Genomic DNA, 14,413 nt, shown 5'->3' with positions numbered 1-14,413 from the left:
GCCTTTAATGGCAGCTTGAGTCTGTTTGGAATAGCCGACATAACTGACTTGCTTGCCAAAATGGAGATCCTGCGTCAGGGAGGAGGAAAGAGCGATCGCGCCCTTGGAGAGGGCGCATGGTTGCGGCTATAGTGCGATCTGCCGTAGGCGGCAGCGCTTCGCACCGTGTGAGCATGAGACAGCAGCACTGTGCGCGATCACCCCAAAGGGACACGGGCGTTGCGATCGCTTGAAACCTCACCCCCAGATACAGCCTGCAACTCGCCCAGTCTAAATTCACGAAGAGGCTACTTGTGCAGGGTGCAGGGAGCAAGGGGGAATTTGTTCTTCCTCCCCCCAATCCCCTGCCCCGTTCCCCCCTGCTTCTTGTTGACTCCTTCATAAACCTTTACAAACAGTTGAACTTCCCTCTCGTTCTATCTGGAGTCTTTGTCTCGTCTTGGCTTACAGCACTTTCTAACACAGTGTAGTACAGTAACTCTAGGACAGCTCTGTTCTGCTCTTGTTTAGGTGTATCACATCGAGTCTGAAAACGCTGTAAAGCGTCGTAATACTCAGCCCAAAAAGAAAATTTCAGTATTGCCAGCGTATTACTCTTGACATCCCCCTTGAGGCAGAGGTTATACTCGTGGCGAACAAAACAGTTCTGGCTCACCAATAAGGCGATTTTACGTAATTTTACGGAAGACCAGCAAAGCTCGGAATACTAATAATAGATAAGCGAATTATTGGATATACAAACTCCTTTGTATATTCGATTATCTCCGGCAATATTTGCTGTCCGCTTTCGCGGTTTTTGCTGACATTTAGATGCGCTTTGGATTTGAGAGGGGACGGTTTTTCAAAAGTTTTATTTGGCCTCAATTGGGTTCACTACAGAAATCCTAAGCTGAAACAGCGAAGCAGATAGCACGTAATTGTCAATATATACTTTAGGTACAACTATATGCATCAGCCCCCAAGCTATCTCGATACCAGTGCAGCAGCTCCTACTTGTGATTGCGAAGTAGATCCTTACGGCTGCCTCGAACAAATGTTTGTGCAGATGGTACAACGAGATCGGATTGAGAAGGGTCAGTGTCCCGCTCGCCGTCCAGTTTTTCTGCGTCTGCATGGAGTGGCGCACGGTCGCTTTGAGATCGTGCCAGATTTGGAAGAGAGCCTGCGCGTCGGTTTGTTTGGTCAGCGATCATCCTACCCCGTTTGGGTGCGCTATTCCAGCGATATTCCAGATGGCTTTCCAGACCTCAAAACTACCATTGGTATTGGTATAAAACTCTTCGATGTAGCTAGCCCTAAAATACTCTCTCCTGACGAAGCTTCTCCTACGGCTGATTTTCTGCTCCAAAACCATGATGTCTTTTTCGTGGATGACGTTTATCAAATGTGCGCTTTCACAAAAGCCTCCCTTACCAGCCGTGAGGCTGGGCAGGCTTGGTTGAACGATCACCCAGAGACTCAGAAAATCTTGGACGAGATGAAAAAGGTTGTACCTAGTGTGCTAGAAACTAACCTTTGGGGCTGTATTCCCTTTCAATTTGGTGAAAACCGCTTCTGCAAGTACAAATTGGAACCCGAGGTAGTGCCTGAAGGACCAGAACCTAACTACAACGATCCTAATTATCTGCAAGTAGATTTTGAAACGAGATTGAAACATGGGGAAGCCCGCCTGCGCTTTTTAGTTCAGTTCCAGACTGACAGCGAGACTATGCCGCTAGATAAAGCTACTGTGCACTGGAGCGAGGAGATATCTCCACCCATCCACGTCGCTACGCTCATTCTGCCGGCTCAGGATACTAGTGCTCGCGGACAGTCGAACTATGGCGAGACTCTATCTTTTAACGTGTGGCGCACGCTTGAAGAGCACAAGCCGGTAGGCAGTATTGCGGATTCCCGCAAGATGATCTACCAAGCATCTGCTGCTTTGCGGAGGAACGTGAATGGCGAACCTGTTGGCGAACCCCAAGTAGTCCGTCCTCCCATAGTCTGGCCCGCTGCCAAAGACACTCACATTGTACGCGCTGCCATTCATCCAGGGATTGGCGTAGCCCGGATCGGAAACAGCACCGCCGAGGATGGTTACTACATCGGTCCCGAAGTCACAGAGCCTCCCCTCACACAAGCTGGACAGACTCGCGATGCTCAAGGAGCCATTAAGCGTCAAGCCGCACGCTTCCGTATCTATGGCTATAATGCGGCTGGGGAAGTAGTAGGCGAAATTAAAAGCGATGATGCCCATATTCAATGGACGGTACACCTGGCCAATCGCAAAGCCCAGTGGTATCAGTTTGATGCTGCCCTTGACATCCCTGAAACTAAAAACCTGTCAGTGCCACGGCGCAATTCCGATATAAAAGTTAATGAGCGGCATAAACTGGTGATCAATCCAGGACCCCGCACAATTGAAGGCAAAAACCAGTCGGGTGGAGAGTATCACTTTGATACGGGTACATTTATCGGAACTCCCGTCCCACTAGGAGAAATTCGCACTGATGAAGTTGGTCGGCTCTTAGTACTTGGTGGAAACGGTTACTCTAACTCACCAGAAGGTAAACCCATCTACAACCCGGACAAACCGAGTACCTTTAACAACGCCGATGGATGGTTTGACGATATTTCCGATGGCCCGGTGAGCGTAAAAGTTAGCATTGCAGGTCGAGAAATTCCGGTTGAATCGAGTTGGGTAGTTGTTGCCCCACCGAACTATGCACCTGATGTAATTGCTTGGCGCACAGCCTACGACTTGTTGGTTGACACTTATGTAGAATCCGGATGGATGTCTTTGCCAGAAACTGTCTCGTTTACCAAAGACGTGCTTCCCTCTTTGCAGAGGCTGTCAAATTTGCAGTGGGTGAACAAAGGATTTGCAGCTCTGTTCGGAAAAGGCAGGCCGATGGACTTTGAAAACCCTGATTTTATTGCCAAACTAGCTCACCGGCCAGCGACAAAATCAGATCCCGACCCCTATGCGGAACTGCGGCAGGCGCTCTTCAACGCTTTCCGCCCTGCGAACAGTAACGTTAATGACCCGCGCACCTGGCCTTGGATTTATGGGGATGCTTATGGTACGGATTTCAAAGACTCGCCGCGCAACAACCTGTCTTTGTCCAATGTCCGCATGGAGTTGCTCGATCACTGGGTCAAAGGTGACTTCGTTAATGATTGGGACTGCGAAACCAAACCACCTCAGACAATTGATGAAGTTCCGATTGAGGAGCAACCAGCAATGCTGGATCGAGCCGCACTGCATTTTTGTCTGGGTGACGCTTTTCACCCAGGCTGTGAAATGACTTGGCCTATGCGCCACAGCACCATGTACACTGCACCTTTCCGCATCCGCCAGCGACCAATCAGTGAACCTGAACCTGACTATGGCGACAAGCTAACACCGGAGATTGCTCTGCGCCCTGGCGGTCCGCTCTACGCTCAAGGTGCGGGCGACATTACCCGGTGGATGGCCATGCCGTGGCAAGCTGACACTGCTTTCTGTCGGTCTGGCTACGAGCCAGAGTATGACCCTTACCTGCCCACGTATTGGCCGGCTCGCGTTCCCAATCAAGTTCTCAGTGAGTCGGATTACGCTATTGTTATGAATGAAAACCTGCCTCGGAAAGAGCGTATAGCAGCTTATAACAACCGAGAGCAGTGGTTACGCGCACTTACTGGGAAGGCTCCCGAACAGATGATGCAAATGGTCGCCCAATTCGGCAAGATGGGTATTGTGGAAGCACGTCCAGGCATTGAGAACGATCCCCACTTCCCCCCTGTGATGTTCGTCGAATCTTTACCCGAAGAGCGCTTGGAGCAGCTCAAAGCCAAAATTGCTGGCTCAGAAGTGCAAGGCGAACTGTCAGAGCGTGCCAAACGGATTGCGCTTGCTGGCTGGGAAAGTGCCGAGCAACTTGAAGAGTTTCGCAGAATCGTGGGACTGTGAGTGCATGTGGGATGTGGTAATAGCTGGCAGTGGCCCTGCAGGTGCGGTTGCCGCTTTGGTGCTAGCGCGAACAAATCACAGGGTTTTATTAGTAGATGATGTCAAATCGGGAGTTCGCAAGGTAGGCGAGTCACTGCCAGGAGCTGCCCGACCTCTACTGCGCGACCTGGGTCTGCTCGCTTGCGTCGAGAATGGCTCGCACTTGCCCAGCTACGGCAACGTCTCTGCTTGGGGTGCGGATAAACTCGCAACCACCGATTTTATCCGCGACCCTCACGGTCTCGGCTGGCATTTAGATAGATTTGAGTTCGATGCGGCTTTGCGTGCGGCGGCGAAAGATGCAGGCACGGTTTGGTGCGTGGAGCGATTGCACAGAGTCACTCCCACAGAATCTGGCTGGCACGTACATCTCACAAATAGCGCAACCAGCGCTCGCTGGCTGATTGACGCAACAGGGCGACGCGCGATAATAGCGCGGCTCCAAGGAGCTTTGCGCCATCGCGACGATTCCCTGGTTGCTTTATGCACTTGGGCTGTCCCTCGCAACACTGACGCTAACAGCCAGACTTTGGTGGAATCTACCCCTGATGGTTGGTGGTATACTGCGCTGCTGCCAGATGGTATCCGTGTTGTCGTTTTTCACACAGACGCCGATACCGCAGCGTTAATCCGCCGCACGCCAGCAGCTTGGGAAGCACATTTATCTCGCAGCGCACATGTTCGTTATTTGCTGTCTGAGGAAATGGAGAAGGTAAATCTGGATGTTGTAGAAGCTTGTGGTGCCCGGTTGAACAGGTTTGCTGGCAAGAATTGGCTGGCGACTGGAGATGCAGCACTGTCTTTCGATCCGCTTTCATCACAGGGCATTTTCAATGCTCTGTATACAGGGATGAAAGCTGGTCAAGCTGTGCGAGCGGCTCTTGCTGGAGATCCTGAAGCCATTGAAGGCTACAAATCCCGGTTAGAAGAAATCCGAGCAGCTTACCTTCGTCAGCACAGGCTTGTTTACCAGGCTGAGCGTCGGTGGGTCGATCAGCCTTTCTGGGCACGGAGGCAGTTGTAACTCGCAACCCTAAAATGGCGTGCAATTTGTTGCCGAGCTAATAGACCTTGCAAAAGTCGTGACTGGGTACTATAAGGACTGAAATTATGCGAACGCTCTCCGCTCATTATAATAATTACTTATTTTAAACGGAAGTTGCCCCTGTTCGTAGGCAGGGACAATTTGGCGAGAGCGGTTGAGCGGATATTTTCTTCTTTAAGCCTAAAGTTGTTAGCTTTTTAAGTAACTGGCACATACTTTCGATATTGACATCAGTTTCATTCGATTATCAGCTATGAAAATACAAAAACGATTTTTCCGATTATTCTTAGTCGTTGTTAGCCTAGTCATATTTTGTAGCAGTCAGCCTTCTATTGCATTGGCTGATTCAACACAAGAGGTTTTTACAGTTGCTCAGAATGGCGTTATACAAAACACTTCAACAATGTGGAGAGTAACTTCTGTAGATTCCAATGGTTTAGCTTCTTACTGTGACAATGCTGACAAGCGATCACTTCCCGAAACCTTAATTCCAGATTTAGGACATCTAGAGTTTCCAGTTACTTCCAAGAGCGAAGAAGCACGGAAATTCTTTAATCAAGGATTGACGCTGTTTTATGGATTTAATGGTGAAGAGGCAATTCGCTTTTTCCGTAAAGCCGCAGACCTCGACCCGGATATGGCGATGGCTTATTATGGAATGGCGCTAGCACCGGAAACCAATATCAACATAGAAATTGACGACAAATGCGAAGGATTTGCTTTTGACCAGATTCAAGAAGCAGAAAAGTGTATGGATGAAGCAGAGAAACGCATGGAACCGATTACTCCTATTGAACACGCACTCATTGAAGCATTAGCAGTTAGATACGAGGACTATCCCAACCGAGACTTCAATGAACTTGCGATCGCTTATAAAAATGCAATGGCAAAAGTTTATCAAGATTATCCCGACCAACCCGATGTAGCTACGATTTATGCTGATAGCTTAATGGACTTGTACCCGTGGATACTGTGGAAACCGGATGGCAGTCCCAATACACCTGTTACTCAAACGGTTGTTGATGTGCTAGAAAAGGCGCTAAAGTCATTTCCAGATCATGTGGGAGTTAATCACTACTACATTCATGCAATGGAGGCTTCGGCTCAACCGAATAAAGCTCTTGACAGTGCCAATATTTTAGAGAAACTTGCCCCTGCCGCTGGACATATTGTCCATATGCCTTCTCATATCTATGCTCGTCTTGGACATTACAAAGAGGCGGCACAACAAAATGAGAAAGCCGTGAAAATAGATGAACCATTTGTTGAACAATGTAAGAGTCTTCAAACTAAAGAATGCGAACCCATTTATGCAGGTCACTACTATACGCATAACCAACTATTTCGCGCTGTACCGTATGCTATGACAGGACGCTCCAAAGATGCCATAGAGACTGCTGGTTTAATCGAAGAGTATGTTCCTCAATATCTGGAAGGTCAGCCAGGACTAGAACATTACCTTCCCAGTAAGATTTTAATGCTCGAACGCTTTGGACGGTGGGATGAGATTCTTTCGCTCCCTTCGCCTCAGTACGGGACATCGGCTACTCAAGCTTTTTGGCGCTGGGCGCGAGCAATGGCTTATTTAGGAAAGCAAGACTTAGCTTCAGCAAAAGATGAAAAAGACAGATTTTTAGTTGAAGTTATTAAGACTCCTTGCAATTTGTCCTGGGGGAACAACAAAGCGCAGGAGATTATACAAATTGCTGTTTTGGAACTCGATGCTAAGATTGCTTACTTAGAAGGTAAAGCTGATGATGCGATCAAAATGTTAAAGAAAGCTGTACATTTACCAGATAATCTGGTTTATGATGAGCCAATACCTTGGCATCCTGTCCGAGAAGCTTTAGGTGCTGCATATTATGCCAATGGTCAATATAGTAAAGCCGAGCAGGTGTTTTGGAAAGATTTATTCGGGAGCAACGGGAAAATTGAGCGAATATATAATCCTAGCAATGGGCGTTCTCTTTTTGGACTGTATGAAAGCTTAAAAGCACAAGGGAAACCCTTTGAAAACATTAAAGGCAAGTTTGATAAAATCTGGGCAAAAGCAGATGTAGAGCTGAAAATGTCAGATTTGTTTTAAGTACTTGTGAGAGCAAAGGCTATCCGGGAAGAAATTAATGTCTTCATTATCAGTTTAGGTATTTGAGTTTCAAGTAGAACAAAGCCCTGACAGCATCGCCGTTATTTTTGAGGGGAAAAGCCTCACTTATCGGGAATTAAACCATCAAGCCAACAAGGTAGCGCATTACCTAATTTCTTTAGGAATGGATAAAGCATCCCAATAACTTTATTACAGGAGCAAAAAAAAGTGTTGCAGTTGAAACAAACCCATAGCATAGTATCTGAACGGCAACTTCCAGTCGTTAACAGCTACAACGAATGGGACCCTCTCAAAGAAGTCATTGTGGGTTGCGTAGAGGGCGCGGTAGTTCCCAAGTTAGAGCCTGCCCTCCAGACAAACACATCCCCCCAAAACATGTGGTTTTTCCAAAAGTATGGCGGTCAACCCTTCCCACAAGAACTTGTAGAAGCTGCCTCAAAAGAACTCAACGAGTTTTGTCGGGTTTTAGAAGCATTAGGTGTCATCGTTCGCCGACCCGATCTCATCGACTTTTCCCAGACCTACAAAACTCCAGACTTTGAAGCTTCTGGCTTCTATGCCACTATGCCTCGCGATGTGCTTCTCGTCGTCGGCAATGAAATTATTGAGGCACCGATGGCTTGGCGATCGCGCTTTTTTGAATACCGCGCTTACCGTTCCTTGATGCTTGAGTACCTGCGGCGGGGGGCTAAGTGGACAACGGCTCCTAAGCCTTCAATGTCAGACGAATTTTATGATGTTGAGTACGCCACAAAACCCATCGAACAACGGTATGCTCTCACCGAAAAAGGGCAATTTGTGACTAGAGAGCTTGAACCCAGCTTTGACGCTGCTGACATTGTACGCTTTGGGCGAGATTTGTTTGTGCAGCGCAGTCATGTCACTAACGAGATAGGAATTACCTGGCTCAAACGGCACCTGGGCGACCAATTCCGGGTTCATGTCGTCAAATTCCCAGATCTTAATCCCATGCACATTGATGCCTCACTCGTACCACTCCGACCGGGATTAGCATTAGTGAACCCCGCAAGACCTTGCATTCAAACCGAGCTTTTCAAGAAAGCTGGCTGGGAACTGGTGGAAGCGGCTCCCTCCACCCTTCCCGACAACTGGCCTATGTATATGTGCAGCGGTTGGGTGTGCATGAATATTTTGAGCTTAGATCCCGAAACAATCTTTGTGGAAAAGCAGGAGGAACCCATGCAGAAACTCCTCAAAGATTTAGGATTCAAAGTGATTCCGGTCGATTTCCGTCACGTCTACACCTTCGGCGGGTCATTTCACTGCGTGACTTGCGATGTGCGGCGGGACGGTCAACTTGAAGAATACGGCTTTGCTGAACCTTTTGAAGAAGATGAGCTTGAGGGATAGGAAAGCTAGTTAACCATAAGTACCAGAGAGAATCTCGCGACCATTGCACGGTAGCTTAACGGGAAAGATTAATGGCAACTAGGATTGTTTTAAAGTGTGTCGATAAACCTTAACAGCTTGAGTCTGTTTGGAATAGCCGACATAACTTACTTGCTTGCCAAAATGGAGGTCTTGCGTCAGGGAGGAGAAGAGAGCGATCGCATTGGGGAGAGGGCGCATTATTGCGGCTATAGAGCGATCGCGTGAAGCTCTTGCTATACCAATAGCGCAGCTATGCCGAGTTTACGTTTGCTTAGCATACGCGAAGCGCAAACGTCGGAACGATTTCTACTCGCTGCTGCTTGCAGCAAATCGCTCCAAAGGGATCTATCTGGAGCCTTTGTTTAGTATATGCTTAAAGCATTGTAGTACGAAACCCAAACAGAAAATTTTAGTATTACCAGCGTATTACTATTGACACCCCCCTTGAGGCAGAGGTTAGACTCGTGGTGAACAAAACAGTTCTGGATCACTAATAAGCTGATTTTACGGAATTATACGGAAGACCACCAAGGCTTTGAAGACTCATAATAGATGAGCGGATTGTTTGATGAACAAACTCGTTGGTCTATTCGATATATCTTCGGCAATATTTGCTGTGCGCTGGCGCGGTTTTTGCTGACATTTGGATTCGAGTGGGGACGGTTGTTTCAATAGTTTTATCTTGCCTCAATTGGGTACGCTACCAGTTATTGATTTATGTCAAATTCTCAAACAGTTAGTGCGTCATACCTGCGGGGTTGCTCTGAAGATTTAGGGAAAGGGTTTTGGCAGCAATGGCAGCAGTATCGAGATTATCTTCACCGTTGCTGTATCAAGTGGATGGGGGGGAACCCGACGGATGCTGAAGATGCCTTGAGTCGGGCGATGCTGAAAGCTTGGGAAAAGGTGCAAAAGTACGCAGCGGGGGAAATTTCTAATTTTAAGGCATGGCTGACGACGCTGACTCGCAATCTGTGCGTGGACATTTATCGTGAACGCAGTCGGGGGGCGAATCGAGTTGAGGATATAGAAGGTTACGCAAGGAGTGAGGAGCAAGGACTGGTACAGAGTGAGGATACGCCTTATTGTGCAATGGAGACTGACGAGAAAAGGATGGTGATTCGTCGTGCCATTGATAATTTACCTCCTCGGTTGCGCGAGACGTTTATCCTGCATTTTTATCAAGAACTGTCTTATCCAGAGATTGCCCAACAGCAAGAGATTTCCTACCAGAATGTCTGCAAGCGTATTTCGCAGGCACGGGCTATTCTGCGTGAGGAGTTGAGGGGATATTTTATCGAGGAGGAGGGGATGGATACGGATAAATCTGTTCCATCGACTGCAACGGGGTCTGCAATAGGGGAAAAGTCCGAGGGGAATGCGGGAGTTGAAGCGGGAGCAGGCGAGACAGCGACATTATCCGTTGCGGTGGAGGAAGTGGAGAGTGTTGTGGGTGAGGAGGCGATCGAGGTAGGGCGTGATGTGCAGCACTCTGAGTCGATGATAAGTGCAGCGACTAATGATGGGAAGTTAGAAGTAAAGAGTGATGGTTGTCGGTGCGTTGAGCAGGCGCTGTGTGAAAGGCAGTTTGCACCGATTTTGGCGTTGGCAAAATTTGATGAAGAAACTGGACGTTGGGGGAATTCCTGTCTGGCGGTGCTGTGGAGGCAACAACAGCTAATGGTGGGGAAAGTTGCGGGAGAATTTGTGCGATCGTCCCGCTCTCCTCCTTGGAATCGTTTTCTCTATTTTCAATCCATGATCAAGAATCTGTCGGGGATGAGGAAGAGGTTTCGTTTAGTCAAACTTCTGCAAATTAGCTTTATCCCAAGGGTAGTATTTTAGGTTTTTCAGCTTGAAATCCGTTTTGTGGAGTGAAATGGAAAAAGGGAAAAAATAGTCCTTCCGCGCAAAATTCAGAAATGGATGTGATTAAACGTCATAACATTACAGAACACAAAGGAGAAAAATATGATAAGTAAAACTAATCAAACAGGTACAATTGTTGACGATGGTATTTACTATTTAAAACATAAAAAATCAGGCAAGGTATTAAGCGGTCAATCCAATGCGCTTAAATTTTCTATTTTAGAAGAAGAGCCATACGAATCACAATTGTGGAAACTAAGAATAACGCCAAGTGGCACATTTTTAATCACAATGTTCTCCAATAGTAACAAAATGCTTTTCGGCGGAGGTGACTCACCCCCTTTAATTGAATCCAGACCTCTAGAAAAGGACTGGTGTGGAGTTAAACAGGTAAATTGGAGAATAGAAAAAGGACATGAGGAGGGAGCGTTCTATATAGTTAATGGCGTTGGTAAAGTATTAGATGGAAATGGAAATAAAGTATATTTCTGGGAATCTAAAAATCAAGATGGTTACCAGATGTGGGAGTTAATTTCTTATGGAGATACACGAAAACTCAATAGACTAGCTAAAGAAGTCAAAAAGAAGTTGGAACAAAAATTTCCAAAAAGTAGAGAGTGGGGAGTAACTTATAACAACACGTTCCCAAACAATTGGATTATTCAAGTACCACCGATGGAGTATTGGGGTACACAGTTTGTTGACCCTAATGCTACAAAAAAAGAAATCTTAGAGCGTTTAAGAAATATGCTCAAAAGAGCGGAAACGATTGTTGATATAATGACATTAGATACAATTCATGAATCATTCACAGACATATTAAACGATGCAATCTCTTACTTAGAAGATAACAAAAAAAATGTTACTTTTCGGATATTTCTAGGTAAATCATTAAGTAAATACTATCATGGGGAAGAGATAAAAGAAAATAATCAAAAAATATATAATATTATAAAAAAACGGGAGTTCAAACACGTGGCTCTGATAGTTGAAACAGGAAGAAATAAAGAAGGGTGGGGATGGAATCATGCGAAGATAGTCGCAGTAGATGGCAAAGAGGCTATTGTTGGTGGCATGAATATGTACGAGGAGTATCTGAGCAACTCGCCAGTGCATGATTTATCAGTACACATTAAAGGGATGGCAGCATACAGAGCGCAAGAGTTTGCGGAGAATTATTGGAAGCACCATGCGCTTGTAAACGAACAGGTAGGAGAAAACAAAGAGAGGAGATGGAAACAAAATTACCCCGAAGAACAGAACACGAAAAACCAATCACCAATAATAATAGCGGGAAGATACGGAAAAACCGAACTGGGAGATGCACCGAGTGATGTAGCAATACTCACAATGCTATCGGCGGCGACAAAAACTATCTACATATCACAACAAAAAATGTTTGCAGATTCTCAACTTGCGGAAAAAGGATGGGAAGTTGCGATGATTGAGGCGATATGTGGAGCGCTATCGAGAAACGAGGATTTGCAAGTAAAAATAGTAACTTCATATCCTGGAGAAAAGTCAGCATCACTAAGAGAAAAATATTTGAGTTATAACGGGAATAAACCACTAGAAATAATGAACTTGTTTGCGAGATATGTAGGAAGGGAAAAACTCTTAGAAAGAGTAAAAATAACCAATATAGCAAGAGAAAGCACCACCCTAACTTATAATCATGCGAAAGTAGTAATTGTCGATGAAGAATTAGCCTATATTGGCTCACAAAATCTGTACGACACAAGCGTAGTGAGCCATACAGAGTTCGGATTTATCATAGCAGACCCAGAGAAAGTGAAAGAGCTTATCAAAAAATATTGGGAGCGCCTGTGGAGATACAGCTATATAAACCCAGAACCAAGCCCAAAACCAAGAGAGGAAACAAATAAATTAAGCAAGTTACCACAGAGTGTGGCGGAACAGATGAAGTGGATGGCATGGAATGCGGCATGGTATGCAGCCAACAAGAGAGCAAATGAAGTGGAACAGGAAAAAATTCATGGAATGAAGTATTTTCTCAAAGATGCCGAAGAGAATGAACAAAAATTTCACGACCATGCAAATTTATGTGAGAAGTTGATAAAAAAGACGGAAACGAAGCTCACAAAAGAAAGTCTGGAAGATATAAAGTGGGGAGCATGGCACGTAGCCTGGTATGCAGCGCACGAGGTACGAGGAGAAAAAAAAGAAGCGGAGAGCGACTATAGAGAGTATGAGAATAAATTTAAATCTTTAATAGAGAGAAATGAAATGACAGAAGCCTTAGCGACGACAATAAAAAACATGAGTTTTTATGCAGCATGGACAGCGGTGAACGAAAGAGCAGCACACTTAGATAGGTGGAACCTTGGACATGAAAAAATAACAAAATACGACTTAGATGCGGAAAAAGATAAAGATAAATTCGAGAGGTATAGCACTTATCTCTGGGCAGAGGTACAAAGTGGAGGTGGTTTAGGGAGAATGGAGTAGAGGTCAGAAAATTAAATATGCCTCAACAATTAGAGAAATGAAATATTAATGAAAGTAGAGTGATCGCAGTAACTAATGACTCATTATGACTACCAAAAGGAGTAATATGGCGACAATCAGACTGATGCACGCTAAACTTCATCGAGTACGTGTGACCGATGCCAAGCGCGATTATGTGGGCAGTATCACCCGCATTTCTCACAAAAGGCGCGATTGCGAATAGCATAAACCTTACCAGACAAGGATTTAAGTCCATTTATTCACTCCCAGTTGCACAGAACAGTGTGTTGCGCCTTCAAGCCTCTGAATAATCATTTTTCTCAACCTAATCAAAAAAGGCAAATTGCTGCTCATATTTTTGGAATAGGGCTTTAGTAAAAACAATTAATTAGCGTAAACTATACGCCAACTAACTGTTTTTGATTAATCTAAATATATTTTTATAATTAATTTGATAATGAAGCTCATCAAGTCTGATATAATTTAGTTATAAAGAAAGTAAAATGTTTTGCTTTATGATTGCTAATTTACATCAAGGTAATGACCTAAAACTTAACTTTGGCAAAAAGAAAGGAAAAGAACTTATTGCTAACTTTAACGGCGGTCAAATCACATCAGATGCCGGAATAGTCATGTTAGCCGAGTTGGACAAAAGACTAAAAATCACAGCAAGATTTGCAGAATGCTTTCAAGACCATCGAAATTTAGCTTATGTAGATTATTCAGTTCATCAACTACTTGCACAAAGAGTTTATGGAATTGCTTTAGGCTATGAAGATGTTAATGACCATGATCAATTACGCTATGATCCGGCTTTAGCGATCGCTTTAGAGAAACTCAACTTTAAGGATTCATCATCAGCGTTTTTAGCTGGAAAAAGTACTCTGAATCGGCTTGAATATTGCCCAGATACAATCCGGCAACAAAAAGAATCGCGCTATCATCGCATTGAAGCTAACCCGGAAGAGCTTAAAAAAGCCTTTGTAGACATCTTTTTGGAGTCTTATCAAACCCCTCCTCAACAAATAATTTTAGACATGGATGTGACTGATGACCAAGTTCATGGACATCAAGAGGGAGCATTTTTTAATACTTATTATAAAGGAGTTTGCTATGCTCCCTTGTATATTTTCTGTGGACATCATCTCTTAGTGACAAGATTACGTCCTTCTAATATAGACCCAGCCGAAGGAGCGTTGGAAGAATTACAGAGAATCATTGGTTTAATTCGAGAGAAATGGCACAACACTCACCTGATCGTGCGAGGAGATAGTGCTTATGCTCGTGAAGAGATTATGAATTTTTGTGAAGAAGAAGGCGTAGATTATGTGATAGCAATGGCAACAAATAGCCAATTGAAATTACGAGCAATGAATGTTATTGAAAAAGCAAAAAATGAATACGAAGAAAATTTGTTGCCAGTCATTGAATTAATGGATAGCGTTTTTTCTAAAGATGAAGACTTAGAAGAGGTGAGAAAATTAGTCCCCAACGCAACTTGGTTTCGCTCTATTTATTATCAAACTGAAAGGTCATGGAGTCGTCAAAGAAGAGTGGT

At 45.0% G+C, this 14,413-nt stretch carries 9 protein-coding genes and 2 pseudogenes; 10 read left to right on the top strand and 1 reads right to left on the bottom strand.

Translation table 11 applies throughout. From position 1 onward, the window contains the following. Positions 1-4 precede the first annotated feature (4 nt). Entirely contained in the window at positions 5-280 is a 276-nt protein-coding gene (locus tag ACLGGO_RS27300) for a hypothetical protein (RefSeq protein ID WP_446421643.1), read from the bottom strand. A gap of 666 nt (positions 281-946) precedes the next feature. Between ACLGGO_RS27300 and ACLGGO_RS27295 the strand changes: the two genes are divergently transcribed. The 10 genes and pseudogenes from ACLGGO_RS27295 to ACLGGO_RS27250 all read left to right on the top strand — a co-directional run. Then, a complete protein-coding gene (locus ACLGGO_RS27295) occupies positions 947-3,934 on the top strand; it encodes a LodA/GoxA family CTQ-dependent oxidase (RefSeq protein ID WP_446421642.1) in 2,988 nt (995 codons plus the stop codon). A gap of 4 nt (positions 3,935-3,938) precedes the next feature. Then, the gene (locus ACLGGO_RS27290; protein ID WP_446421641.1) at positions 3,939-4,997 is read left to right on the top strand and encodes an NAD(P)/FAD-dependent oxidoreductase; all 1,059 of its coding nucleotides are present in this window, start codon (positions 3,939-3,941) and stop codon (positions 4,995-4,997) included. Between the two features lie 274 nt (positions 4,998-5,271). Further along, on the top strand, positions 5,272-7,104 hold the full coding sequence (locus ACLGGO_RS27285; RefSeq protein ID WP_446421640.1) for a tetratricopeptide repeat protein: 1,833 nt from the start codon (positions 5,272-5,274) through the stop codon (positions 7,102-7,104). A 73-nt stretch (positions 7,105-7,177) separates the two neighbouring features. After that, positions 7,178-7,309 (top strand): annotated as a pseudogene (locus ACLGGO_RS27280) (AMP-binding protein); the annotation flags it as partial. A gap of 26 nt (positions 7,310-7,335) precedes the next feature. Beyond that, positions 7,336-8,496 (top strand): amidinotransferase, encoded by a 1,161-nt coding sequence (locus ACLGGO_RS27275; RefSeq protein WP_446421646.1) that lies wholly within the window; start codon positions 7,336-7,338, stop codon positions 8,494-8,496. Positions 8,497-8,592: 96 nt separating this feature from the next. After that, complete coding sequence (locus ACLGGO_RS27270) at positions 8,593-8,742, top strand: hypothetical protein (protein ID WP_446421639.1); 150 nt, start codon at positions 8,593-8,595, stop codon at positions 8,740-8,742. A 492-nt stretch (positions 8,743-9,234) separates the two neighbouring features. Beyond that, positions 9,235-10,362, top strand: a complete 1,128-nt coding sequence (locus ACLGGO_RS27265) for an RNA polymerase sigma factor (RefSeq protein ID WP_446421638.1) — start codon at positions 9,235-9,237, stop codon at positions 10,360-10,362. A gap of 126 nt (positions 10,363-10,488) precedes the next feature. Further along, positions 10,489-12,855, top strand: coding sequence for a phospholipase D-like domain-containing protein (locus ACLGGO_RS27260; protein WP_446421637.1), 2,367 nt, complete (start codon positions 10,489-10,491; stop codon positions 12,853-12,855). A 106-nt stretch (positions 12,856-12,961) separates the two neighbouring features. After that, a pseudogene (locus ACLGGO_RS27255) lies at positions 12,962-13,045 on the top strand (aspartate 1-decarboxylase); the annotation flags it as partial. A 325-nt stretch (positions 13,046-13,370) separates the two neighbouring features. Next, positions 13,371-14,413: IS1380 family transposase (locus ACLGGO_RS27250; RefSeq protein WP_446421636.1), on the top strand; the 1,043-nt coding region annotated here is incomplete at its 3' end.

This window comes from Coleofasciculus sp., from assembly GCF_046565525.1.
In the GTDB taxonomy this organism is placed as follows: domain Bacteria; phylum Cyanobacteriota; class Cyanobacteriia; order Cyanobacteriales; family Coleofasciculaceae; genus Coleofasciculus.
Note: the sequence above shows the minus strand (reverse complement) of the source record. Positions and strands in the feature narration are given on the sequence as shown.